Raw genomic sequence first — 23035 nt, forward strand, 5'->3', positions numbered from 1 at the left:
TCAGTGTCGTCCGGAGATCCGGTCCGCCAGTCGGGCCAGGGGGGCCGTCCGCGCACTCGCGCTGGCGGCCTCCTTGCGGTCGGCGGCACGGTAGGCGGCGTACAGGGCCTGGACTCCGAGCCAGCGCAGCGGCTCCGGCTCCTAGCGGCGGACCCGGTGGTTGACCCACGGCAGCGCGGTCAGCTCGGTGGCGCCACCGCGTCCGGAGTCCTGCTGGACGAGGTCGCGCAGGGTGCGTGCGGCGAGGTTGGCCGTGGCGACCCCGCTGCCGACGTAGCCACCGGCCCAGCCGAGGCCGGTGCTGCGGTCCAGGGTGACGGTCGTGCACCAGTCGCGGGGGACGCCGAGGACGCCCGACCAGGCGTGCGCGATCGGGGTGTCGGCGACTTGCGGGAAGAGGCGGAGAAGGACCTCGCGCAGGGCCTCGATGGTGGCGTCCTGCGTTCGGCCGTCGTTGTCGGTCCGGGAGCCGTAGCGGTACGGGACGCCCCGGCCGCCGAGGGCGATCCGGTCGTCGGCGGTCCTCTGGGCGTAGATGTAGGCGTGTGCCGCGTCACCGAGGGTCTCGTAGCCAGCCCAGCCGATCTGCCCCCAGAGCGCCGCGGACAGCGGTTCGGTCACGATCATCGACGAGTTCATGGGCAGCCAGCTGCGCCGGTGGCCCTTGAGGGAGGCGGTGAAGCCTTCCGTGCAGCGCAGCACGTATCGGGCGCGGACCGTACCGAAGGGGGTGGTGGCGCGGCCCTGGGCGATCTCGGTGACGGGGGTGGACTCGTGGAGGCGCACGCCGAGACGTTCGCAGGCGGCGGCCAGGCCGGTGACGAGCTTGGCGGGCTGGATGCGGGCGCCGTGCGGGGTCCACGTGGAGCCGAGGGCCCCGGCGATCCGGATGCGGGCGGCGGTGGCCTCGGCGTCGTACAGTTCGCGGTCGCGTTCGCCGAAGGCGGTTTCGGCCTGGTGGAAGGCTTTGAGCCGGGCGAGCTGGGCCGGGGTGTAGGCGACTTCGAGGACTCCGCCGCGGTGGACATCGGCTTGGATGCCTTCGGCGGCTGCGGTGTCGATGACTTCGGTGACGGTGTCGTTCATCGCCCGTTGGAGGCGGGCGGCGGCCTCGTGGCCGTGGCTCGCGGCGTACCGGTCGCGGCCGGCGACGCCGTTGTAGAGCCAGCCGCCGTTGCGGCCGGAGGCTCCGTAGCCGCAGAACTTCTGTTCCAGGACGGTGATGTTCAGGCTGGGTTCAGCGCGCTTGAGGTAGTACGCGGTCCACAGACCGGTGTAGCCGCCGCCGATGATGCAGATATCGGCGGTGGCGTCTTCGGTAAGGGGGGCGCGGGCGGTGGGCAGAGCGTGCTGGTCGAACCAGAAGGAGATGCCGCCGTTGACGGTGGTGCGGGTGGCGCTCGTCATGAGGAGTTGGTACTCGCGATCGCGCCGTGACGGCCAGTGGCAAGATGTCGATGATTCGCCCACCGGATCGGTCCTTGTGTCCGGACCAGGGGGTGGGGCGGCAGATCGCGGAAGGCCCGGCCCGGCCTTCGCGGCTCGTCCTAGGGTGGCCCCATGATTCGTATCGCGACCGCCGCCGATGTGCCCGTCATCCACCAACTGGTCAAGGAACTCGCCGAGTACGAGCGGGTACCGCACGAGGCGAAGGCGAGCGAGGAACAACTCCGCGAGGCCCTGTTCGGCGAGCACCCGGCGGCCTTCGCGCACCTTGCCGAGACCGAGGACGGCGAGGTCGCCGGCTTCGCACTGTGGTTCTTGAACTTCTCTTCCTGGCGAGGCGTCCACGGCATCTACCTGGAGGACCTGTACGTGCGCCCGCACCTGCGGCGCGGCGGCCATGGGCGGGCCCTGCTGACCGAACTGGCCCGCATCTGCGTGCAGCGCGGGTACGGCCGTCTGGAGTGGGCCGTACTGAACTGGAACGCGCCTTCCATCGAGTTCTACAAGTCCCTGGGTGCGCTGCCGCAGGACGAGTGGACGGTGTTCCGGCTGACGGACGAGGCCCTCACCGGCCTCGGCGGGCCCAGCTGAACGCCAGGGCCGGGACCGTCCGGCGCGGGTGAGGGGTTCTGCCGTCCTCAGAGCCAGACCGGCGCGTCCTGGCCCCACCGCGAAGGCCGGCGCGTCCAGTCGGTGGGTACCGACCCGCCCAGCGGTGGCCGCGCGTAGCGCAACGGGCCGTAGGCCGAGTCGGCCTCGGCAAGGTACGGATCGGGGACGTGTCCAGGGCCGGATGCGGGGCGCCCTTCGACTGCTGGCACGTCCCGGAGCAGCCAGGACGCCGTACCGACCAGGGACAGGTCGATCAACCGGCCGCCGCCCTCTGCCAGAGCCCGCAGTACCGCCGCCGCCAGCAGGTATCCGGTGCCGTGGTCGAGTGCCTGCGCGGGCAGCGTGCCGGGGTGCCCGTCGGCATCCGCCTCGGCCGCGGCGATGCCGTACCCGGCCTGCACCAGCGAGTCGAAGCCGCGCCGCCCGGCCCAGGGGCCGGTCCACCCCCAGGCGCAGAGGCGGGCCACCACCAGGCCCGGGCGGCGTTCCGCCAGTGCCTGCGCAGCGAGCCCGAAGCGGTCCAGTGCCCCGGGGCGGTAGCCGGTGACCACGACGTGTGCCTGGGCGAGTAGCTCCTCGAAACGGGCGCGGTCCGCGAAGTGCGCGAGGTCCAGGCGGGTGGAGCGCTTCTGGAAGCCGGTGTCGGTGTGCGTGTCCGCGTCCTCGGGCAGCGCGGGGGAGTCCACCCGCAGTACGTCGGCGCCCAGCAGCCCCAGGACGCGGGTGGCCACGGGGCCGGCCAGCACCCGGGTCAGGTCCAGGACCCGTACGCCGGTCGCCGGCAGCGGGCTTTCGCAGGCCGGTAGCGGGATGTCGCCGCCTTCGGCTGTGGTCCGCAGCAGTGGGTGTGGACCTCCGGGGGCGGTCGTCACGGCCACCGCGAGCCCGCCGGCCGCATACGCCGCCTCCTGGACCTCGACCGCGGTGCGTTCGGCCACGGCGGCCCGCAGTGCCTCCACCGGCCGGGCGGAATCGGCGACTGCGAGGGCCGAGAGGAGGCGCGCCCGGTGGTGCGGGTAGTTGGCGTGGGTGCGCACCCATCCGTCGCGGGCCCGCCAGAAGCCGGACAGTTCGGCGAACGCTTGCGGCGCGCGCCCGGCGATCCGCAGGTGCCGTTCGCTGTGGAAGGCGGTGGTGACTGCTCCTTCGTCCACCCGCAGCGGGGTCGTCGAGCGGGGCCCGCGGCCTTGCCGTACCGCGGCGAGTTCCGCCGCGGCCAGGGAACAGGCGCCGACGGTGGCCCGTGCCAGGCCCGGTACCGGCAGGGTGCCCCTGCCCAGTCCGCTCACGCCGTGGTAGCTGACTTTGGCGGCGAGTTCCGGTGCACCGCCCAGCGCCTTCCAGGCCTGGGCGGTGGCGGGGTCAGTGTTCCCATGGTCTGTGGTCGTCATCGGGCAATTCTGTGATCTTGGGGGGCGGTGCACCAGCCTCCGGTTCCGCGGCGAGGAACTCCACCACGGCCAGGGCGAAGAGCAGGGTCAGGGCCAGCCCGATGACCACCCAACCGGTGGGGTAGCTCCACAGGAAGTAGACGAGCACCGTCACGGCCACCAGGATCCAGGTGATCCAACCGCGCCGGTTGCGGACGAAGGCGCCCACCGGGGCGGTCCGTAGGCCGGCCCGGTCGGCGGTGTCCCGCACCGAGTGGATACCGGAGTCCCACAGCTGTCGGGAGAGGGTGGCCCAGCGGCTCGGCCCCGTCAGCCAGGCGGCGAGGGCGACCACCACGCCGGCCGCCACCGTGGTGCGGACGGTGGTGCGCAGGTAGCGGGTCAGGATGTCGTACACCGACTCCGCGGCGGGCTGCGAGACGCTGTCGGGCAGGGCGTTGAGGTACACCACCCGGAAGATGGTCAGGGCGGCGCCGAGCACCAGCATCGCGAGGGCCAGGCACAGGGCGGCGGTGATCAGCACCCGGCGGCGGTGCTGGGCGAGCAACACTCCGGCGGCCAGGAACAGCACCGAGAGCACGGGCAGCCAGAACCCGACGATCTCCAGCAGCCGGAAGGCGGTCTTGACCTTCCCGATGTTGTCCGCCTGCAGGATGGTGAATTCGGTGTGCACCTCGGGGATGTTCGAGGCGAGGGTCATGCCGTCGGCGATCAGGCGCTGTTTGACCTGTTCCACCAGGGGGCCCAGGTCGAGGGTCACCGAGTCGTTCTGGATGTTGACGGTGCTGTTGTCGCTGCCGGTGAGGGCCTTGACCACGGCCGTGTGGATCCGCCGGTTGGCTTCGGTCCAGATCTGCTCGAAGGCCCCCGAGGCGATGATGTCCTGGGTCCGGTCCTGCACGAAGCTGCGCACCGCCCCCTCCAGGGAGTTCCCGAGCAGACCGAGCGCCTTCTCCAGGCGGGGGCGGTCCGCGGGCGCGGCGGTTTCCAACAGGCTGGGTACGTCGACGTACTTCATCACCTCGTTGGTGACCCGGTTCGCCACCGCTGCCTGGATGTCCGGGTCGGAGGCGAGCGGTGCGACGGTGGCCACGTACCGGTCGGTGTCACCGACCTGACTGGACGTCCAGGCGGCGACGCCGGCCAGCGGTGCCAGGAGACAGCCGATGACGATCAGCAGCACGCAGAAGAAGGACCGCCACCGGTGGTGGGGCGTGCGGGCGGCCTGGTCGGCCTCCAGAGCGGCCACCCGGCCGCGCAGCTGCTCCAGCTCGGAGCGCTCCGGGTCGGGGTCGGTTGGGCGGCGGGGTTCTCGCTCCGGGCCGGTCGTACCGTCGTCCGCCATCGTCCGTCCTCCCCTGCCTCCAGGTCTGGCTGCCAGCAGACCGTGGTGGCCGGCCGGCCGCGAGCCGTCCGCGCCCGTACGGATGAACGGGCCCGGCCCGTCGTGCTGCTGCCAACCGGACGATCCCGGGATGCCGCCCTGGTTCCCGGGCGGCACCCTGGCGAGGGGCGAGGGCGCGAGGAAAGGAGCACCGCCTTGGGCACTACCGGACGGAGGACTGGACCGAGCTTCACGGGGCGGGGCGATGACCGCGCCGGCCCGACACCGGCCCGTTGATGGCTCGGAGCTCGTTGCTGCGGCCGTCCTGGTGGCGCAGCAGGACGGCGCGGCTGGTCGCGCGGGCGCAGCGGGTTCACGCCCGGACGGAGAGCCGCTTCCCCGTCGTGACCCATCTCGCCGACCGGATGCTGGCCGTGAACATCTTCGACTCGGCCACCCGGCTGGCCGCCCAGTGTTTCCTGACGGCCGTTCCGCTGGTCTTCGTCTTCGCCTCGTTCGCGCCGCAGGTGCTGCGTGAGCAGTTGGTGGCCTCGGTCCGTGCGGTGTTCGGGCTGAGCGGTGCGGCCAGTGCCCAGTTGGAGGCGGTGTTCCGGCCGCAGAGCGAGGACCTCCAGCAGGCCACCGGTGTCGTCGGCGCGCTGATGGTGCTGTTGTCGGCCACTGCCGTGAGCCGCGCCATGCAGCGGCTGTGCAAGCGGGCCTGGGGGATTCCGCGGTCCGGTCCCCGGGTGGCCGTGTGGCGGTGGCCGGTGTGGATCGGGGTGTGGCTGTTGGTCCTGGTCGTGCAGGCCCCGCTGCGGGACGGTTTCGGGGCGGGTCTTGGGGTGGCGGTCGTGGTCACCTTCGTCTCGCAGACCGCCTTGTGGTGGTGGACCCAGCACCTGCTGCTGGGCGGTCTGGTGCGTTGGGTGCCGCTGCTCCCCGGGGCGGTGTTCACGGCCGCCGCGGTCACCGCCCTGTCCCTGGGCGCGGGCTTCTACATGCCGCGGGCCATCGACCGCGCGCTGTCCGCGTACGGTCCGGCCGGTCCGGTGTTCGTGCTGCTCTCCTGGCTGATCGTGGTGTGCGTGGCGGTGGCCGTGGGGGTCAGTACGGGTGCGGTGGTCGCCCAGGAGGGTGCGGTGGCCAGATGGCTGGGCAGCCCGCCCCCGGGGTGGCTCGACCAGCGGCCTCGTTGAGGGCGGGGTCCGGCTCTCCTGGGCCGGCTGTTGTCACACCCGTGGCGCACGATGGGCGCATGGCACGAGGACATGACGTCGTACGGGCGGCCCGCAGGCCCGAGGTTCGGCTGCCGGAGCTGTTGGGCTGGGGCCAGGGGGCGCTTGAGGCGGACGGGGATTACGACGGCCTGTCGATCGACGGGCTGGACTTCGGCGGACAGCAGGCGAGGGGGGCGCGTTTCCTGGACTGCCGGCTGACCGGCTGCGCCTTCGACGAGACCGGGTTGAGCCGGGCCCGTCTGGTGGACTCGGTCCTGGTGGACGTGCGGGGTGTGGGCACTGATCTGGCGGAGGCCTCACTGCGCGACGTCGAGGTACGGGAGGCCCGGCTGGGCGGGGTGCAGGCGCACGGGGCGCGCTGGGAGCGGGTCCTGGTCTCCGGCGGGAAGATCGACTACCTGAACCTGCGCAAGGCGCGGTTGACGGACGTGGTTTTCGAAGGGTGCGTCCTGGTGGAGGCGGACTTCGCGGGGGCCCGCCTGGAGCGGGTGGAGTTCCGGGACTGCGTGCTGCGGGGAGTGGATTTCAGCGGGGTGTCGATGGCGGACGTCGATCTGCGGTTCGCCTCCGAGCTGGACATCGCGCGGGGGGTGGAGCGGTTGGCCGGGGCGGTGATCAGCCCGGCGCAGCTGCTCGACCTGGCGCCGGCGTTCGCCGCCCAGATCGGGGTGCGGGTGGCGGGCTGATCCGGTCCCGGGGCAGATCGGGCCTTGGTGGTTTGGTCGGCGGGCTCAGGCGATGCGGGGGAAGCGGGCCTGTAGGTCCCAGATCGCCGGGTTGTCGCCGAGGCCCTCGTGCATGTCGGTGAGGTCGGCGATCAGGTCGTGGAGGAAGTCCCGGGCTTCGCGGCGCAGCAGTCGGTGGCTGAAGGTCAGCGGTGCCTCTTCGGCCGGCATCCAGTCGGCTTCCACGTCGACCCAGCCGAAGCGTCGCTCGAAGAACATGCGGTCGCTGGACTCGGTGAAGTCCAGTTCGGCGTACTGGCGGGTGGAGGAGCGGCTGCCGCGCGGGTCGCGGTCGAGTTGTTCGACGATGTCGCACAGGGCCCAGGCGAAGTCGAGCACGGGCACCCATCCCCAGGCCGTGGACACCTCCCGGTCCGCCTTGGTGTCGGCGAGGTAGACGTCCCCGCAGAACAAGTCGTGGCGGAGCAGGGCCACCGACGCCGACCGGTAGTCGGTCTGCGGGGGGTCAGGGAAACGCCGGGAGAGGGAGTAGCCGATGTCGAGCACGTAGCGAATCGTCCCACGGGCGGACTCGATCGCCCGCGCCCGGGCCTGTGGCACCTGGCGGTCCGTCGAACCGCGCGGCCCAGGGGGCAGCCGTCGCGCCTTGGCGCCGGCGACCGTGCCGGGGCCATCCGATTAGGATCGAGGAGTGGATCACTGGAGCCCGCGGCACCTCGTTCGCCCCACCGTCGCCGTGCTGCTCGCGCTCGGCCTGGGTTCTGCCTGCACGAATGGCGCGGTGCAGGGCCGACCGGGGGCTTCGACGTTGCGTGACCCGTACTTCCCGAGGGCGGGCAACGGCGGGTACGACGTCACCCACTACGACCTTGATCTGCAGTACGCGCCCGAGGAGGGGCGGATGACCGGCCGGGCGGAGATCACCGCACGCGCCGAGCGGAGCATGAGCGCCTTCAACCTGGACTTCGACGGAATGGACGTCGGGGGCGTCGAGGTGGACGGCAAGCCCGCGCGTTTCAACCGGGTCGGCCAGGAGCTGACGATCCGTCCGGCCGACGACCTCAAGGCCGGAGGGACCTTCCGCACCGTCGTCCGCTATGCCGGTGTCCCCAAGACGATCGAGGACCCGGACGGCTCGGAGGAGGGTTGGATCGCCACCGAGGGGGGCGCGATCGGTGTCGGTGAACCGGTGGGTTCGATGGCCTGGTTCCCCGGCAACCACCACCCGTCGGACAAGGCCACCTATGACGTCGCCGTCACCGTCCCCGCCGGGTACGAGGCCGTATCCAACGGCTCCTTGACGGCCCGTGCGACACAGGGGGGCAAGAGCGTCTTCCGCTGGCGCAGCGCCGAGCCGATGGCCAGTTACGTGGCGACGCTGGGCATCGACAAGTACCGGATCTCCACGGCTGCCACGGCTTCGGGCATCCCCGTCTACACGGCGGTCGATCCGGGCGAGGCCGAGAAGAGCGAGGCCGCCCTCAGGCGGCTCCCGGAGATCGTCGAGTGGTCGGCGCGCAAGTTCGGGCCCTACCCCTTCGCCTCCACCGGTGCGGTGGTGGTCTCCGGGGGCGCTCTCGGCTACGCCCTGGAGACGCAGACCCGCCCGGTGTTCCCCGGGGCGCCGAGCGTGGACCTCGTGGTGCACGAGATGGCCCACCAGTGGTTCGGGAACTCCGTGACTCCGGCGTCCTGGAAGGACATGTGGCTCAACGAGGGCTTCGCCACCTACGCGCAGTGGCTGTGGTCCGAGGAGCACGGTGGCCCGACCGCACAGGAGTACTTCGACGCCTTCTACGAAGGCGACACCGAGTTCGACGAGGAGGCGGACGAGGAGGAGGTCTGGGCCTTCCCGCCGGCCGAGCCTCCCGCCGCCGAGAACATCTCCGATCCGCCCGTCTACCAACGCGGGGCGATGGTGGTGCACCGGCTCCGGCAGGAACTGGGGGAGGCTGAGTTCTTCGCCGTGGTCCGCGGATGGACCACGGACCACCGGCACGGCAACGCCAGCACGGCTGACTTCACCCGGTACGTGGACAAGCGGGCCGCAGTGGACCTGAGTGAGCTCTGGGACTCATGGTTGTACGGCCAGGACAAGCCCGAGTTGCCCTGAGCCGGCGCATCGGGGCCCGTGGGCGCCGTGCAACCGCTGGCGGGGCCGGGCGCCATGGCCAAGGGGCAGGAACCGGACGGTTGGTCCGGCCCCTGCCCCTGGGTGCTCCGGCCGCCGCGGGGCGGCGGATCAGCTGGCCCCTGTCTTAGACGTTGACGCCGAAGTCCTGGGCGATGCCGGTCAGGCCCGAGGCGTAGCCCTGGCCCACGGCGCGGAACTTCCACTCGGCGCCGTTGCGGTACAGCTCGCCGAAGACCATGGCGGTCTCGGTCGCGGCGTCCTCGCTGAGGTCGTAGCGGGCGATCTCGCTGCCGCCGGCCTGGTTGACCACGCGGATGTACGCGTTACGGACCTGGCCGAAGTTCTGGCTGCGGGATTCGGCGTCGTAGATGGAGACCGGGAAGACGATCTTGTCCACATCGGCCGGCAGGCCCGCCAGGTTGACGTTGATGGCCTCGTCGTCGCCGGCGCCCTCACCGGTGCGGTTGTCGCCGGTGTGCACGATCGTCTGGTCCGGGGTGGACTTGTTGTTGAAGAAAACGAAGTGGCTGTCGGAGACGACCTTGCCCATGGCGTTGACCGCGATGGCGGAGGCGTCCAGGTCGAAGTCGGTGCCCGTGGTGGTGCGGACGTCCCAGCCGAGGCCGACCGTGACGGCGGAGAGACCCGGCGCCTCCTTCGTCAGCGAAACGTTGCCGCCCTTGGACAGGCTTACTGCCATTGGGATGTCCCCTTCTCGTCGGTGTGCGGAGCTTCCACGAAGCTACCGCTACCCGTCCCAACGCGGAGCAGCCACCCACAGTTCCCTCCTCCGTAACGGGTGAAATGCGGATGACGCCCGGCGGTCCGGACGGCGATGATGGGGGCATGCCTGGTCCCTACGTCATCCGTGGTTCGGTCGTCCTGCCGGAGTCCGAGCTCCAGTGGCGCTTCTCGCGCTCCTCCGGCCCGGGCGGACAGCACGTCAACACCAGTGACTCACAGGCCGAGCTGCGCTTCGACCTCGCCGCCACCGAAGCGCTGCCGCCGGTGTGGAAGGAGCGGGCGCTGGAGCGGCTGGCGCCCCGCCTGGTGGGCGGCGTGGTCGTGGTGCGGGCGTCCGAGCACCGTTCGCAGTGGCGCAACCGGGAGATGGCCATGGTCCGCCTGGCCTCGTTGCTCGCGCAGGCCACTGCGCCGCCGCCCAAACCGCGTCGGCCGACTCGGATCCCGCGGGGCATCAACGAGCGGCGCCTGCGCGAGAAGAAGCAGCGCGGGGACACCAAGCGGGGCCGTTCGGGCCGTGACTGGTAGCGCGCCGCGTCCTGGCGCCGGGCAGCGTCGGCGCCCGGGCGCCGGCGGACGGTGGCTCCGCGCTCTGAGGGCCCCCGACCGTGCGGGTGGCGTGGAGTGGTCCTGCGCCCAGCGGGGGCACACAGTCGCACTGGCCGTCAAGGAGCCAACTGCCGGTACTTGCCGCGGAAGTAGGCCAGCGGAGCGCCCTGTGGGCTGGGCGTGGCTGCTGTCAGCACCCGGCCGATCACCAGGGTGTGGTCACCCGCGGCCACCCGGTCCTCGGTACGGCATTCCAAGGTGGCCAGTGCGCCGCCCATCAGGAGCGCGCCGGAGGCCTCGCCGCGTACGTGCGGTACGTCCTCGAAGAGCAGCCGGTCGCTGATCCGGCCCTTCATCGCGAACCTGCCCGCCACGTGACGCTGACTCTCCGCCAGTACGGAGGCGCCCCACAGCGGTTGTTCGGCCAGCAGATCGTCCATGCGGGAGCCCTCGCGCAGGCTGACCACCACCAGGGGTGGCTCCAGGGACACCGACATGAACGCGGTGGCGGTCATGCCCACGTCCTCGCCGCGTGGCCCTTGGGCGCTCAGCGGCGGTTCATGGGCGGTGATCAGCACCACGCCGGCGGCCAGCCGGGACATGGCGGCGCGGAACTCTTCATTGCTCACCCCTTCAGGATGAACGGTTTTCGGTCTCGTCTTCAGCACGTCCGAAACGCTAGTCTTCGCTCCCACGCGCCCGCATCCGGCCTGAGGACGAGGCGGAGCCGGGCGGGAGGCCTAGGTCGTACGGCCACCCCGTGTCCCGCATGGCATTGCCCGCACGTGCCCTTCCGGTTTGCTCCGGAAAAGAGGCCGAACCTCCTCACCTGATGTGACTTGAGTCACAGAGAGCAAGATTTGTTGACCCTGTGTACCGGGCGCACAGCTCACTGTGATTCAGTGGGGCGGACAACGCAACGAAACGCCGAATAACAATCTGGAGTTGCTGTCGAGGTCTCGGGGAGAGCGAACAATGGAGACCGAGTCGGAGCCGTACGTCCGTCTTGCGACCCTGCGGCAGCTGCACCAGGTCGTAGCCGAACTGAACAAGGCCCGCAGCCTCGCCGACACCCTCCAGGCAGTCGTCGACGGAATCGTCAGCGGTCTCGGCTATGAGCTCGCCTGCGTGAACCTCGTCCGTCCCGACGGTGACCTCGTGGTCGCCGCCCTCGCGGGGAACCCCGCCGCGGAGGCCCTCATCACCGGCCGGGTCGGTTCCCGCGCCTCCTGGGACCGCCGTCTGTCGATGGGCGAGTCCTGGGGCGGGTTGCGCTTCATCCCGCACACCGAGGGCTGGGTCCTCATCGAGGACGACGTGCCGCAGTGGCACACCGAGGGCCCCGAGCCGCGCTTCGAAGACGAATGGCACCCCGAGGACCGCCTCTACGCCCCGATGTACGCCTCCGGCGGGGAGCTGCTGGGCGTGATCTCGGTGGACAAGCCCAGAAACGGGCGGCGGCCCGGAGCCTGGGGGCAGGAAGCGCTCCAGATGTACGCCTTTCAGGCCGCCATTGCGATCAGCAACGCCCGGCTCCGCGCAAACATGCAGCGGGCCCTGGTCCGGCTGGAGCGCGAGCAGCAGGCGCTGCGGGCCAGCGAGGAGTCCTTCCGGCAGGCCTTCGAGTACGCGCCGAGCGGCATGGCGATCGCCGAGATGGGCGGTGACCAGCACGGGCGGCTGTTGCGCACCAATGACGCCCTGTGCCGGCTCCTGGGCCGCCCGGCGTCGGTGATGCGCCGCTATTCCTTTTCCGACCTGGTGCACCCCGAGGACATCGGCACGCTGCTGCGGACCTCCGCCGAGGGCGGGCGGGCGGAGCTGCGGCTGGCCCGGCGGGACGGTTCCTACGTGTGGGTGTCACTGCGCAACTCGGTGGTCGCCGACGCCGCCGACGGGCCGCGTTTCCTGCTCACCCACGTCGAGGACATCGAGGAACGCAAGCGGCACGAGCTCCAGCTCGCCCACCGGGCCAGCCACGATTCGCTCACCGGGCTGCCCAACAGCGCGGAGTTGCGGTCCCGCCTGAGCGCGCGGCTGTGCCGACGACCCCAGCAGTCCACCCAGGCCTCCGCGGTGGAGGCACTGGACGCGGCCTTCGAGGGGCGGGACGCCTTCGAGGGCGGGGCGGCGGTGGGGCCGCACGGCTTCCCCGTCGACGGCTACGGGGCTGACGGCTACCCGGCACCGGACGGCTACCGCGTCGACTCCGGCTACGACCACCACGTCCACACCGTGGCCCCGGCGTCCGACCTCGATGACGGGACCAAGGGTCTCGCGGTCCTCTTCTGCGACCTCGACGGCTTCAAGTCGATCAATGACCGTTTCGGTCACCACACCGGTGATGCCGTGCTCATCGAGGTGGCCCGCCGGCTGACCAACGGGGTGCGGGACGGGGACACCGTCGCGAGGCTCGGCGGGGACGAGTTCGTGGTCCTCGCGGACGGGCTCGGCGCAGCCGATGCCGCCGATCTCGCGGTGCGGCTGCGCAACGCGATCATCCCGCCCATCCGGGTGGACGGTCGGGCGGTACGGGTGGGAGCCTCCTTCGGGATCGGCTGGGCAAGTTGTGGGATGTCCGCCGACGAAGTGCTTCGCTCAGCTGACCAGCGGATGTACATCGAGAAGCGGTCGCGCTCCAAGGCCCAGAGAAGGGCTGGTTGACCGAGGTGAGCGTTCGCCTCGGGCCCGGGAGAGTGCCTGTTCGATGTAGGCTCCCGGGGGTCGAAAGGATGGACCCGCGATGACGACGCCCGCGAACAACGGCCCGAACAACGGCGCGAGTGCGCCCGATGACGACGATCCGTTCGGCTACCTCTACGCGGACGGTCAGGCAGCCGGTGCCACCCCGCCCACGCACGGTGGCGGCTACGGCTACCCCGGTCCGTCAAACGGCCAGCCGCGGGTGCCGCGGACGTCCTACAACCAGGTGCGCACCGTGGGGGAGCGTCAGTACGGCGCCCGTCAGCAGGCCCCCGCACAGCAGCAGCCGCACTACCAGGCTCCCGAGGCCATCCAGGCCGGCGGGTACGGGGTGCCGCAGCAGCAGCCGCCCTACGGCGGCCAGCCTCCGGCGGCCCCGCCCCAGCACCACGAGGAGCCCCGCCGGGACTCCAGCCGTAGGGGTCTGCTGATCGGCGCGGTCGCCGTGGTGGGAGCCGTGGTGATCGGCATCGGTGTGGCCTGGCTCTCCGACAAGGGGGACACGAAGGGCGCTCCGGTCGACGACGCCTCCCCGCAGGCGACCTCCGCTCCCCAGACCCCCGGCGACAAGGCGGAGCCGAGCAAGGCGGCCCCGTCGAAGGACGCTTCGCTGCCGAAGTCGGACGCGGCCACCGGCTCCGGCCTGGTGCTCACCGGAGGAGCCGTCCCGGAGACGGAGATTCCCGGTGCCAAGGCCGCTGGCGGCAAGTACGTGGGCGGCTTCAACCAGGTCGGCGCCGCGGTGACGTGGACGGTGGAGGTGCCCAAGTCCGGCGAGTACAAGTTCCGGACGTACTACGGAGTGCCCGGCAAGGACGCCACGGCCACGCTCTCGGTGAACGGAACGGCGCAGACCCGTGAACTGCGGCTGCGTAATCACGCCAAGGCCAAGGAGGGGGATTGGGAGAAGGGTTGGACCTACACCTTCAACTACATCAACCTCAACAAGGGCACCAATGAGATCAAGGTTTCCTGCGAGCAGGGCAACCAGTGCGAGGCCGTGATCGACCAGTTCAAACTGGAGCCCCGCTAAGGGCTCCGGCCAGCGCGGGCGGCCGGGAGGGACGTTCGCAACACGCCCTAGAAGCGTCCTGAAGATCTTGAAATCACGCCCGGCTTGTACCGGTTCATGGCGATTGATATTAGCGGGCAATCCGGGGCGAGCCGGGCAGTCGAAGCAAGATCTTCATCGGTCTTCTAGGGCCGAGTTGAGGGTCCTGGCCCCGGATCTGGAGTGAGGGCGCTCACCACGACGTCGGCGAGCAGTGCGGGGTAGGCGCCGGTGTCGAAGGCGCGGCTCGCGGGCGGGGGCAGTGCTGTGGCCGCCACCGCGGTGGCCCGGGCCAGCCGGGAGGGCCAGTTCTCTCCCTCGACCAGGGCCGACAACAGGCCGGCGGTGGCGCAGTCGCCGGCTCCGGCGGCCCCTTCGCCCTCCGCGGGGCCGGGCGGGATGGCCTGCCAGCTGCCTTCCCCGGTGGTGGCCAGCAGACCGTTCGGGCCGAGAGCGGTGACCACGGCGTGGGCGCCTCGGCGGCGGGCGGCACGGGCGGCGGCCAGGGGGTCGCGGGCGCCGGTGAGTTGGGCCAGTGCCTCGACGGTGGGTCGGGCCACGTCGGGCCGTGCGGCGATGCCACGGCGCAGCGGCTCTCCAGCGGTGTCCAGGAGGACCGGTACGCGGGCCGCGCGTGCGGCCCGGACCAACTGCGCGTAGGCGCCCACCGGAAGGCCTGGGGGGAGGCTGCCGCAGAGGGCCACGGCGCGTGCCTGCGGCAGGGTCTTGGAGTACTCGATCAGGAACCGTTCCCATTCGCCGGTGGAGATGTGGGGGCCCGGCTCGTGGAAGTGCGTGGGGCCGCCGCCCGAGCGGTCGACGATCCTCAGGATGCGGCGGCTGTCCGCGGCGCAGGGGACGAACGCGTCGTGCACGGCCGTGCCGGCGAGCAGGGTGCGTACGGTGGCGCCTGTGGCGCCGCCGGCGAATCCGGTGGCGACCACTTCGTGGCCGAGGTCGGTCAACGCCCGGGAGACGTTCAGGCCCGTGCCGCCGGGGCGTTCGGTACCGGGGCCGGCCTGGTGCGAGCGGTGCGGGGCGAGCCTGGGCACCTCGTAGGTCACATCGAGTGCGGCATTCAGCGTGACGGTCAGGATCATCCGTCTTCACCCCCCGGTTCCGGCCACTTCGTTCAGGCCACTGACCGGGGATGATGTCAAACGGAACGTGGCCGGCCCAGGGTGCGGACCGGCCACCGTCCCAAATGAGCTGCGTTCCGCCACTCCTGAGGGGTGTTCAGCGGAGCTGCTCCCTCAGCACCGCTCCGCGGACCGTCAGGGCCCCGCGGGACCGCTGGCGGAAGGTCAGTTCGACGTCAGCGGGTTGCGGACCCACTCGCCACGGCGCATCACGCCCTTCAGGGTGAACTCGGCGTCCAGGACCACCAGATCGGCGTACTTGCCCGGCTCCAGGGAGCCCACTTCCGTGGACAGGCCGAGCAGCCGTGCCGGGTTGGCGGAGATCGCCTGCACCACGTCCTCGACCGGCAGGCCGTCCACCGTCACGGCCCGTTTGAAGGCGGTGTCCAGGGTCAGTGTGGAGCCGGCGATGGCGCCGCCCTCGACGAGTCGTGCCACGCTGTCCTTGACCTCGACCTCCAGGGGTCCGAGGTGGTAGATGCCGTCCCCGAAGCCGGCGGCGTCCATCGCGTCGGTGATCAGCGCGACCCGGCGTGGACCGGCGTGGTGGAAGGCGAGTTCCAGCATCGCCGGGTGCAGGTGGGTGCCGTCGTTGATCAGTTCTACGGTGACCCGCTCGTCCTCCAGCAGCGCGGCGATCGGCCCGGGGGTGCGGTGTGCCAGCCCCGGCATCGCGTTGAACAGGTGGGTGGCCACGGTCGCGCCGGCGTCGATGGCCCGTACGGCCTGTTCGTAACTCGCGTCGGTGTGCCCGATGGCGGCGATCACCCCGTGGTCCGCGAGCATCCTCACCGACTCAAGGCCGCCGGGCAGTTCGGTGGCGAGAGTGAACATCCGGGCGCTCCCGTGCGCGGCGTCCATCAGCTTGCGCACTTCGGCGGGGTCGGGGTGGCGGAGCAGGTCCTCCTTGTGCGCGCCCTTGCGGCAGGGGGAGATGAAGGGGCCCTCGAAGTGGATGCCGGCCAGGTCGCCCTGCTGGACGAGTTCGGCGAGCAGGGCGGCCCGGCGGGCGAGGGCGTCGAGTTCGCCGGTGACCGTGGAGGCGACCAGGGTGGTGGTTCCGTGTTCGCGGTGGGTGCGGACGCCTTGCAGTACTTCTTCGGGGGTGCCGGAGGTGAAGGAGGCGCCGCCGCCACCGTGGTTGTGCAGGTCGACGAAGCCGGGCACGATCCAGTGGCCGGTGAGGTCGAGGACGGCGGCGCCGTCGGGGGCGCTGCCGGCGATCCGGGTGCCCTCGACGATCACCCGACCGCCCTCCACTGTTCCGGTCGGCAGCACCACTCTGGCGCCGGAGAGAACGGTGCAGTCTGCGCTTCCGGCCATCAGGCGGTTACCTCCGTGGCAAGTGGATCGGTGGGGGGTGGGGTGGTGCGGTGCTCGCGGGTTGCTGGCGGGGCGCCGGCCGGGCTGCCGGGGGCGGGCTCGGCGGGGGCGAGTAGGTCCCAGGCGAGCAGGCCGGCGCCGAGGCAGCCCGCGGTGTCGCCCAGGGCGGCCGGGACGATGTCGGGAAGCCGCTGGAAGGTGACGCGCTCGCGTACGGCGGCGCGTAGCGGGCGGAACAGTGTCTCGCCCGCCTCCGCCAGCCCGCCGCCGATGATCAGGGTGCGTGGGTCCAGCAGGGTCAGTGCGGTGACCAGCCCGTCGGCGAGGGCGCTGACGGCTTCCTCCCACACCGCGATGGCCCTGGGGTCGTGGACGGCGACGGCCCTGGCACAGTCGGCGGCGTCCGCGCCGGGGTCACCGCTCGCTGCGGCCCAGGCGCGGGTCACGGCGGCGGCGGAGGCGAGGGTTTCCAGGCAGCCGCGCTGGCCGCAGCCGCAGGCGGGGCCGCCGGGCCGTACGACGATGTGGCCGATCTCGCCCGCGTAGCCGTGGGCGCCGGCCTCGATGCGGCCGGCGATGCCGATGGCGCCGGCGATGCCGGTGCCGAGCGGTACGAAGAGGAAGCGGTCGGCCTCCCGGCCGGCGCCGATGCGCCCTTCGGCGTAGCCGCCGGTGCGTACGTCGTGGCCGAGGGCGACGGGGATGCCGTCCAGCCGTTCGCTGAGGAGGTTGCGCATCGGTACGTCGCGCCAGCCCAGGTTGGCGGCGTAGACGGCGATGCCGCGGTCGGCGTCGACGATTCCGGGTACGGCGACTCCGGCCGCGCAGGCGGGTTCGCCGAACCGCTCGCGTCCGAGCGCGTGCAGGTCGGCGGCGAAGCCGAGGATGGTTTCGACCACTGCTTCGGGTCCGCTTTCGCGGCCCGTCGCGCGACGGGCCTGGTGCAGCAGTGTGCCGTCCGCTCCGACCAGGGCGGCCTTCATCCCGGTGCCGCCCACATCGAGGGCGATGACGTGTTTCACGGGGACAGTCTCGCCCGATCGGACACGAAAGGTCTAGTCCACTGGGGTGGATTGTTGACTAGCCATACAAAAGAGGCACCCTCTCGGTGTGGTTTAGACCTTGGTGTAGACCTCATATCCAGCCATGGGGCAAAATCGCAGCTCATGCCTTGTCGTGCCGGGGGGAGCGACACACAAATGCTGAGCAGCAAGGGTGGGAACAATCTGTGAAGGCCCGTTACCCGGCACTGGCCGCGGCCGGCACCGCACTGGCGATGACGATGACGCTGACCGGTTGCGGCAGCCTCACCGGTGACAACGACGTCACCCTCAAGATCGTGGCGGCCGATTACGGCGACAGTGAGGCCAACAGCTCCCAGAAGTACTGGGACGACCTCGCAGCCGCCTTCCACGAGGCGAACCCGGAGATCAAGGTCGAGGTCAGCGTCTACTCCTGGAACGAGGTGGACGCCAAGGTCGCTGAGCAGGTCAAGGCGGGCAAGGCCCCCGACATAGCCCAGATCGGCGCCTACTCCGACTACGTGGCGGAGGACAAGCTCTACTCCGCCGACGAACTGCTGACGATCACCACCCAGGCCGACTTCCTCGGATCGCTCGTCGATGCCGGCGAAGTCCGGCGCGTCCAGTACGGCATGCCCTTCGTCTCCAGCACCCGACTGCTGTTCTACAACGAGGACCTGTTCGCGGAGGCCGGAATCGCGAAGCCGCCGACCACCTGGGCGGAGCTGGAGGAGGCGGCGAAGAAGCTCAAGGGCGTGGCCAAGACCCCCTTCGCGCTGCCGCTGGGCCGTGAGGAGGCCCAGGCGGAGACCATGATGTGGCTGCTCAGCGGAGGCGGTGGCTACACCGACGTGGACGAGGTCTACAAGATCGGCTCCGCGGAGAACGTCAAGACGCTCAACTGGCTCAAGGACAAGCTGGTGGCGCCGGGGCTGACCGGCTCGGTGGAGCCTTGGAAGCTCAACCGGCAGGACGCCTTCGACGCCTTCTCGCGCGGCGAGGTGGGCATGCTCAACGGCCACCCCACCCTGATGAAGCAGGCCAGCAGCAAGGGCGTGAAGTACGGGATGGTCCCCATGCCCACGCTGGACGGCGAGGAGCAGCCGACCATGGGCGTCGCCGACTGGGTGATGGCCTTCAAGAACGGGCACCGCAAGGAGTCCGGAAAGTTCCTCGACTTCCTGTACGAGGAGAAGAACGTCACCAAGTTCACCAGCACCTACGGCCTGCTGCCGGTCACCAACAGCGGCTACCGCGCCATGCAGCAGAGCAGCGACCCCGCGGACGAGGAGCTCAAGAACTTCCTCACGGCACTCCCCGGATCCCGGCTGTACCCCGTGGGCAAGAAGTCCTGGGCAGCGGTCAGTGAGAGTGTGAAGAGCAACATCGGTAGCGCCGTCATGCCTTCCGGGCGGGCCGATTCGGTGCTGGAGCGGATCGCGCAGGACGCCCAGACCGCGGAGGACGCCCAGTAACGGGCGGCGCGTGATCCGGGCCGGGATCGGCCCGGATCAGCGATCCGCAGGTGGATCGGCGTTCGCCGATGGGGTCAGCGCTCTGCGCGGTGGCGCTCGCGCAGCCGGCGCAGCCGGTTCACGGTGACCGGATCGTGAGCCGACGCCGCCGGGCGGTCCAGAAGCGCGTTCAGTAGTTGGTAGTACCGCACGGGGGACAACCCCAGCTGTTCCCGGATCGCTCGCTCCTTGGCGCCCGGGCCGGGCCAGCCGGTCCGCTCGAAGCGTAGTACCGCCCGTTCGCGGTCCGAGAGAGGCAGGTCATCCGTCACACGGACCAACATAGCTCCGTCGGGCGACGATGGCCCCGAGCCCCCGGCCCCCAGCACCGGGCGGGCCTGGGAGTGGGAATTTCCGTTCGGGGATGCGTCCATACGCCCGGCGTGAGCCCCCGGGGCGCCGGTAGGGTCAGGAACATGGGCAGCCATCCGAACACCCTGCCGAACCCCGTCACCGCAGCCGGGCGTGAAGGCCTCGACGCGCTGCTGCACGAACCCAGCTCGGCCGTCGTCGCGCTGGACTTCGACGGCACCTTGGCCGAGATCGTGCCCGATCCCGAGCAGGCCCGGGCCCACCCCGGCGCGGTCCCCGCACTGGCCGCGCTCGCCCCCAAGGTCGGATCGATCGCCGTGATCACCGGCCGACCCGCCGGAGTTGCCGTGCGGTACGGCGGCTTCGCCGGTGTCCCCGGCCTGGAGCACCTGGTCGTCCTCGGGCACTACGGAGCGGAACGATGGGATGCGGTGAGCGGCATCGTCTCGGCGCCCTCCGAGCATCCCGGGGTGGCGGCGGTCCGTGCTGAACTCCCCGGATTCCTCGACGAGATCGGGGCCTGGCGGGGAACCTGGATCGAGGAGAAGGGGCGCGCGGTCGCGGTGCACACGCGGCGGGCCGCCGAGCCCATGGCGGCCTTCGAGGCGCTGCGCGGCCCGTTGGCCGACCTCGCGGAGCGGCACGGCCTGATCGTGGAGCCCGGCCGGGCCGTGCTGGAGCTCCGGCCACCGGGGACCGACAAGGGCGTGGCCCTGCGCGACTACCTCGCCCACGCGGGAGCCTCCGCGGTTCTCTACGCCGGTGACGACCTCGGTGACCTCGCTGCCTTCGCCGAGGTGGAGAAGCGCCGCACGGAGGGGCAGCCGGGCCTGTTGGTGTGCAGCGGCAGCACGGAGGTCACCGAGCTCTCCGACCGTGCGGACCTGACCCTCAACGGTCCCGCACAGGTGGTCGCCTTCCTGACCGCGCTCGCCGACCGGCTGCCCGCGCCCACGGACTGAGCCGGGGCGGCGCGCCCGTGCGGCCGTCCGCGCGGGGTAGGGAGCCCGTCCGTCCCCGCCCGGAGGGGCTTTAGTCCTGCCACAGGGCAGTCAGCTGCTCCTCGAACCAGCGCCGCGGCGGCATGGCGGTAGCCGCCGCGGCGAGGCGTTTGGTGCGGACGGTGCGTTCGGCCGGTGGCATGGTCAGTGCCTCGTGTAGGGCGCGGGCGGTCTCGGAGACGTCATAGGGGTTGACGCAGATCGCGTCCTCGCCGAGTTCCGCGTAGGCCCCGGCCTCGCGTGACAGCACCAGCGCCACACCGGCGTCGGAGAGGACCGGCATCTCCTTGGCGACGAGGTTCATGCCGTCCCGGACGGGGTTGATCAGGGCCACGTCCGCCAGGCGGTAGGCGGCCAGGGAGCGCGGGAAGTCGTCCTTGACGTAGAGGACGACCGGGCGCCAGCTCCCGGTGGCGTACTCCTCGTTGATCTCCTCGGCGAGCTGGGACACGGCGGCGGTGTACGAGCGGTAGGAGGCCAGGTCCTGCCGGGAGGGGTAGGCGAAGGCGAGGTGGACGACCCTTCCGTGCCATTCCGGCCGGGTGGCGAGCAGTTCGCGGTAGGCGAGCAGACCCCGCAGGATGTTCTTGCTCAGTTCGGTGCGGTCCACCCGCACGATGGTCTTGCGGTCCCGGTCTCCTATGGCTTCGCGCAGTTCCGTCAACCGCTCCTCGACCACTGGGCGGCGGCCGAGTGCGCGCAGGTCCTCGGCCTCCACGCCCAGCGGGTGGGCGGCCACGCGCGGGGCGGCGGATCCGGTGTGCCCGTAGCGTTCGGCGCAGGTGGTGAACGCCTCGGCCCAGGCGGCGGTGTGGAAGCCGAGGTGGTCCGCGCCCAGCATGCCGTCCAGGAGTTCGGAGCGGATGTCGGCGGGCAGCATGCCGAAGTAGTCCGGCGGGGCCCAGGGAGTGTGGGTGAAGTGGGCGATCCGCACGTCCGGGCGGAGCTGGCGGAGCATGCCGGGGGCCAGCGCCAGGTGGTAGTCCTGGATCAGCACCCGGGCGCCCTCGCCGGCCGATTCGGCCAGTGCGGTGGCGAAGGCGGTGTTGTAGGCGCGGAAGGACTCCCAGTGGCGACGAAAGGCGGCATCGAACACTGGTTCTAGCGGAATCTGGTAGAGGGTGTGGTGGGTGAACCACAGCACCGAGTTGGCGATCTGGTTGTAGGCCTCGGAGTACACCGTGGGATCGATGTCCAGCATCCGGACCCCGGGTTCGAGCACGTCCCGCCGCACCGCTTCCCGGTCGCCTTCGCTGAGCGCCGCACACACCCACAGTGCCCCTGGGTGCTGGCCGAGCGCGTCGGACAGGCCCGAGACGAGTCCGCCGCCGCCCCGGCGGGAGTCCAGGCCTCCGTCGGACGCGAGATGGTAGGAGAGCGGGCCGCGGTTCGACGCGACGAGCACCTGATGGTTTTCCTGGGCGTCCTGGGTAGCCATGCCGCGAACCTATCCGTCGGGCGAGCGGTCAAACGTACGGTCGGTTTCCCTGGCGGGAGTCCTACGCTACCGGGCTCAGCGACACCGTTCCCCTTGAGGCCGGGGCGGCGGCGGTACGGGCCGGCGCCTCCTGCCGTACTCCTCGATCTCCCGCATCGGCGGGCGTTCCTCGGTGTCCACCGCGTGGGTGCGCGGGACGAAGCCCGCTTCGGCGCGCTCGAACTGGGTCAGCACCGGGCGTACCAGGTGGGCGCGGGCCAGCCGAAGCTGCGCGGTGCGGTAGATGGCCGCGGCCATCCGGCCCAGCGCCTGACCGTCCTGGTGGCGGTGCACCCGCACCCCCACGTCGACCTGGGCGAGCGCATCGAGGCCGACCACGTCCAAGGCATCGATCAGGAGCCCGAGTTCGACGCCGTAGCCGACGGGGAACGGCAGCCGTTCCAGTAGTCCGCGACGTACCGCGTACTCCCCGCCGAGGGGTTGGACGAAGCCGGCCAGTCGGGGCCAGTGCAGGTTGAGCAGTGGGCGGGCGACGAGTTCGGTGACCCGGCCGCCCTGGCCGGGGGTGGTGCCCAGCGGCCGGTCGTACATCGCCTTGACGAACGCGATGTCGGGATCGGTCAACAGCGGCCCGATGGTGCCGGAGACGAAGTCTGCCGAGAAGTCCCGCAGGTCGGCGTCGACGAAGCAGATGATGTCCCCGTCGGTGACCAGCAGTGAACGCCACAGCACCTCACCCTTGCCGGGCACGGCGGGAACGCGCGGGAGGATCTCGTCGCGGTGGATCACCCGAGCGCCGGCCTTGGCGGCCACCTCGGCGGTCCGGTCGGTGGAGCCGGAGTCGATGACCAGGAGTTCGTCCACGAGAGGTACGGCCAGCCGCGGGGACTCGACCAACTCCCGGCGGATGGTCGCCACGATCGCACCGACCGTCTGTTCTTCGTTGAGCGCGGGCAGCACCACGCTGACCCGGCTGCCGGTGGCCCGTTTGGCGGCGACCAGCCGGTCGAGCGGCCGGTCGGCGGTCGCCCAGGACCGTCCGGCAAGCCAGCGCTCCACCTCTTCCAGCACGGTCCGCACGCTCCCTGGGTCGTTCGATTCGAGGATTCGATGGCCAAAACGTGATCCATCTCGCGGTTCGGACGGCTGTCTCGCCGGCCATCCCCTTCGGTTACAGTCTTGAACAACGCGGAGGGCCCTCGCATGTCGGGGTCGCTCGCGTACAAACGCCCGGGCCCGGCCCGGCGCCATACCGCTCATCCAGAGGGGCAGAGGGATACGGCCCGTTGAAGCCCCGGCAACCCTCCAGTCGGCACTCGCGATTCCGCAACATCAGCGAGGCCCCGACTAGGGAAGGTGCCAATTCCGTCTCGCGGTGCGACCTGCGCCGTGGGGAAGATGAGGA

General features: G+C 71.1%; 20 protein-coding genes, 1 pseudogene and 1 riboswitch. Of the genes and pseudogenes, 9 read left to right on the forward strand and 12 right to left on the reverse strand.

The window, feature by feature from the left end; all coding sequences use genetic code 11:
* A pseudogene (locus ACFYMC_RS11545) lies at nt 1-1407 on the reverse strand (NAD(P)/FAD-dependent oxidoreductase).
* 153 nt (nt 1408-1560) lie between these two features.
* Here ACFYMC_RS11545 and ACFYMC_RS11550 point away from each other — a divergent pair.
* A complete protein-coding gene (locus ACFYMC_RS11550) occupies nt 1561-2037 on the forward strand; it encodes a GNAT family N-acetyltransferase (RefSeq protein WP_388522406.1) in 477 nt (158 codons plus the stop codon).
* A 47-nt stretch (nt 2038-2084) separates the two neighbouring features.
* Here ACFYMC_RS11550 and ACFYMC_RS11555 read toward each other — a convergent pair whose 3' ends face one another.
* Complete coding sequence (locus tag ACFYMC_RS11555) at nt 2085-3449, reverse strand: CoA transferase (RefSeq protein ID WP_388522409.1); 1365 nt, start codon at nt 3447-3449, stop codon at nt 2085-2087.
* Nucleotides 3421-4794, reverse strand: coding sequence for a hypothetical protein (locus tag ACFYMC_RS11560; RefSeq protein ID WP_388522412.1), 1374 nt, complete (start codon nt 4792-4794; stop codon nt 3421-3423). The genes ACFYMC_RS11555 and ACFYMC_RS11560 overlap by 29 nt, the downstream gene beginning before the upstream one ends.
* Nucleotides 4795-5069: 275 nt before the next feature.
* Here ACFYMC_RS11560 and ACFYMC_RS11565 point away from each other — a divergent pair, with 275 nt between their 5' ends.
* Both ACFYMC_RS11565 and ACFYMC_RS11570 read left to right on the forward strand, forming a co-directional pair.
* On the forward strand, nt 5070-5972 hold the full coding sequence (locus tag ACFYMC_RS11565) for a YhjD/YihY/BrkB family envelope integrity protein (protein ID WP_388522415.1): 903 nt from the start codon (nt 5070-5072) through the stop codon (nt 5970-5972).
* A gap of 59 nt (nt 5973-6031) precedes the next feature.
* Nucleotides 6032-6700: a pentapeptide repeat-containing protein gene (locus tag ACFYMC_RS11570; protein ID WP_388522417.1), complete on the forward strand. Its 669-nt coding sequence runs from the start codon at nt 6032-6034 to the stop codon at nt 6698-6700.
* Nucleotides 6701-6745: 45 nt separating this feature from the next.
* Here ACFYMC_RS11570 and ACFYMC_RS11575 read toward each other — a convergent pair whose 3' ends face one another.
* Nucleotides 6746-7246: a hypothetical protein gene (locus tag ACFYMC_RS11575; RefSeq protein WP_388522691.1), complete on the reverse strand. Its 501-nt coding sequence runs from the start codon at nt 7244-7246 to the stop codon at nt 6746-6748.
* Nucleotides 7247-7391: 145 nt separating this feature from the next.
* Here ACFYMC_RS11575 and ACFYMC_RS11580 point away from each other — a divergent pair, with 145 nt between their 5' ends.
* Complete coding sequence (locus ACFYMC_RS11580) at nt 7392-8813, forward strand: M1 family metallopeptidase (protein ID WP_388522420.1); 1422 nt, start codon at nt 7392-7394, stop codon at nt 8811-8813.
* Nucleotides 8814-8958: 145 nt separating this feature from the next.
* Here the strand turns inward: ACFYMC_RS11580 and ACFYMC_RS11585 are convergent, their stop codons facing one another.
* Entirely contained in the window at nt 8959-9534 is a 576-nt protein-coding gene (locus tag ACFYMC_RS11585; protein WP_388522423.1) for a TerD family protein, read from the reverse strand.
* Between the two features lie 146 nt (nt 9535-9680).
* On the opposite strand from ACFYMC_RS11585, the gene arfB reads away from it, so the two are divergent.
* Nucleotides 9681-10106 (forward strand): alternative ribosome rescue aminoacyl-tRNA hydrolase ArfB, encoded by a 426-nt coding sequence (arfB, locus tag ACFYMC_RS11590; protein ID WP_388522426.1) that lies wholly within the window; start codon nt 9681-9683, stop codon nt 10104-10106.
* 137 nt (nt 10107-10243) lie between these two features.
* Here the strand turns inward: arfB and ACFYMC_RS11595 are convergent, their stop codons facing one another.
* Nucleotides 10244-10729: a flavin reductase family protein gene (locus tag ACFYMC_RS11595; protein WP_388522694.1), complete on the reverse strand. Its 486-nt coding sequence runs from the start codon at nt 10727-10729 to the stop codon at nt 10244-10246.
* Between the two features lie 373 nt (nt 10730-11102).
* Between ACFYMC_RS11595 and cdgB the strand changes: the two genes are divergently transcribed.
* Both cdgB and ACFYMC_RS11605 read left to right on the forward strand, forming a co-directional pair.
* Nucleotides 11103-12791: a diguanylate cyclase CdgB gene (gene cdgB, locus ACFYMC_RS11600; RefSeq protein WP_388522429.1), complete on the forward strand. Its 1689-nt coding sequence runs from the start codon at nt 11103-11105 to the stop codon at nt 12789-12791.
* Between the two features lie 79 nt (nt 12792-12870).
* The gene (locus ACFYMC_RS11605; protein ID WP_388522432.1) at nt 12871-13863 is read left to right on the forward strand and encodes a CBM35 domain-containing protein; all 993 of its coding nucleotides are present in this window, start codon (nt 12871-12873) and stop codon (nt 13861-13863) included.
* Nucleotides 13864-14027: 164 nt separating this feature from the next.
* On the opposite strand, the gene ACFYMC_RS11610 is transcribed toward ACFYMC_RS11605, so the two are convergent.
* The 3 genes from ACFYMC_RS11610 to ACFYMC_RS11620 form a co-directional block, all read right to left on the reverse strand.
* The gene (locus tag ACFYMC_RS11610) at nt 14028-14981 is read right to left on the reverse strand and encodes a 1-phosphofructokinase family hexose kinase (protein ID WP_388522435.1); all 954 of its coding nucleotides are present in this window, start codon (nt 14979-14981) and stop codon (nt 14028-14030) included.
* Between the two features lie 204 nt (nt 14982-15185).
* On the reverse strand, nt 15186-16343 hold the full coding sequence (gene nagA, locus ACFYMC_RS11615; RefSeq protein WP_388522437.1) for an N-acetylglucosamine-6-phosphate deacetylase: 1158 nt from the start codon (nt 16341-16343) through the stop codon (nt 15186-15188).
* Entirely contained in the window at nt 16343-17365 is a 1023-nt protein-coding gene (locus tag ACFYMC_RS11620; RefSeq protein ID WP_388522440.1) for an ROK family protein, read from the reverse strand. The genes nagA and ACFYMC_RS11620 overlap by 1 nt, the downstream gene beginning before the upstream one ends.
* A gap of 254 nt (nt 17366-17619) precedes the next feature.
* Between ACFYMC_RS11620 and ACFYMC_RS11625 the strand changes: the two genes are divergently transcribed.
* Nucleotides 17620-18840 carry an extracellular solute-binding protein gene (locus ACFYMC_RS11625; RefSeq protein ID WP_388522697.1) on the forward strand — a complete coding sequence of 407 codons (1221 nt, stop codon included), beginning with the start codon at nt 17620-17622 and terminating at the stop codon, nt 18838-18840.
* Nucleotides 18841-18914: 74 nt separating this feature from the next.
* On the opposite strand, the gene ACFYMC_RS11630 is transcribed toward ACFYMC_RS11625, so the two are convergent.
* The gene (locus tag ACFYMC_RS11630) at nt 18915-19151 is read right to left on the reverse strand and encodes a DUF3263 domain-containing protein (protein WP_388522442.1); all 237 of its coding nucleotides are present in this window, start codon (nt 19149-19151) and stop codon (nt 18915-18917) included.
* A 144-nt stretch (nt 19152-19295) separates the two neighbouring features.
* On the opposite strand from ACFYMC_RS11630, the gene otsB reads away from it, so the two are divergent.
* The gene (otsB, locus tag ACFYMC_RS11635) at nt 19296-20153 is read left to right on the forward strand and encodes a trehalose-phosphatase (RefSeq protein WP_388522444.1); all 858 of its coding nucleotides are present in this window, start codon (nt 19296-19298) and stop codon (nt 20151-20153) included.
* A 70-nt stretch (nt 20154-20223) separates the two neighbouring features.
* Here the strand turns inward: otsB and ACFYMC_RS11640 are convergent, their stop codons facing one another.
* Nucleotides 20224-21630, reverse strand: coding sequence for a trehalose-6-phosphate synthase (locus tag ACFYMC_RS11640; protein WP_388522447.1), 1407 nt, complete (start codon nt 21628-21630; stop codon nt 20224-20226).
* 75 nt (nt 21631-21705) lie between these two features.
* Nucleotides 21706-22701: a glucosyl-3-phosphoglycerate synthase gene (locus ACFYMC_RS11645; RefSeq protein ID WP_388522449.1), complete on the reverse strand. Its 996-nt coding sequence runs from the start codon at nt 22699-22701 to the stop codon at nt 21706-21708.
* Nucleotides 22702-22883: 182 nt separating this feature from the next.
* Nucleotides 22884-23035, forward strand: a riboswitch (SAM riboswitch).

It is taken from the genome of Streptomyces sp. NPDC006879, from assembly GCF_042869595.1.
Classification (GTDB): Bacteria; Actinomycetota; Actinomycetes; order Streptomycetales; family Streptomycetaceae; genus Streptomyces.

Excerpts from the sequence above, each read along its gene's own strand:
- ACFYMC_RS11550 (WP_388522406.1), top strand. The coding sequence starts at position 1,561 with ATGATTCGTATCGCGACCGCCGCCGATGTGCCCGTCATCCACCAACTG.
- ACFYMC_RS11565 (WP_388522415.1), top strand. The coding sequence starts at position 5,070 with ATGGCTCGGAGCTCGTTGCTGCGGCCGTCCTGGTGGCGCAGCAGGACG.
- ACFYMC_RS11640 (WP_388522447.1), bottom strand. The coding sequence starts at position 21,630 with ATGGCTACCCAGGACGCCCAGGAAAACCATCAGGTGCTCGTCGCGTCG.
- ACFYMC_RS11555 (WP_388522409.1), bottom strand. The coding sequence starts at position 3,449 with ATGACGACCACAGACCATGGGAACACTGACCCCGCCACCGCCCAGGCC.
- ACFYMC_RS11595 (WP_388522694.1), bottom strand. The coding sequence starts at position 10,729 with ATGTCCCGGCTGGCCGCCGGCGTGGTGCTGATCACCGCCCATGAACCG.
- cdgB (WP_388522429.1), top strand. The coding sequence starts at position 11,103 with ATGGAGACCGAGTCGGAGCCGTACGTCCGTCTTGCGACCCTGCGGCAG.
- otsB (WP_388522444.1), top strand. The coding sequence starts at position 19,296 with ATGGGCAGCCATCCGAACACCCTGCCGAACCCCGTCACCGCAGCCGGG.
- ACFYMC_RS11570 (WP_388522417.1), top strand. The coding sequence starts at position 6,032 with ATGGCACGAGGACATGACGTCGTACGGGCGGCCCGCAGGCCCGAGGTT.
- ACFYMC_RS11610 (WP_388522435.1), bottom strand. The coding sequence starts at position 14,981 with ATGATCCTGACCGTCACGCTGAATGCCGCACTCGATGTGACCTACGAG.
- nagA (WP_388522437.1), bottom strand. The coding sequence starts at position 16,343 with ATGGCCGGAAGCGCAGACTGCACCGTTCTCTCCGGCGCCAGAGTGGTG.
- ACFYMC_RS11605 (WP_388522432.1), top strand. The coding sequence starts at position 12,871 with ATGACGACGCCCGCGAACAACGGCCCGAACAACGGCGCGAGTGCGCCC.
- ACFYMC_RS11560 (WP_388522412.1), bottom strand. The coding sequence starts at position 4,794 with ATGGCGGACGACGGTACGACCGGCCCGGAGCGAGAACCCCGCCGCCCA.
- ACFYMC_RS11585 (WP_388522423.1), bottom strand. The coding sequence starts at position 9,534 with ATGGCAGTAAGCCTGTCCAAGGGCGGCAACGTTTCGCTGACGAAGGAG.
- arfB (WP_388522426.1), top strand. The coding sequence starts at position 9,681 with ATGCCTGGTCCCTACGTCATCCGTGGTTCGGTCGTCCTGCCGGAGTCC.
- ACFYMC_RS11625 (WP_388522697.1), top strand. The coding sequence starts at position 17,620 with ATGACGATGACGCTGACCGGTTGCGGCAGCCTCACCGGTGACAACGAC.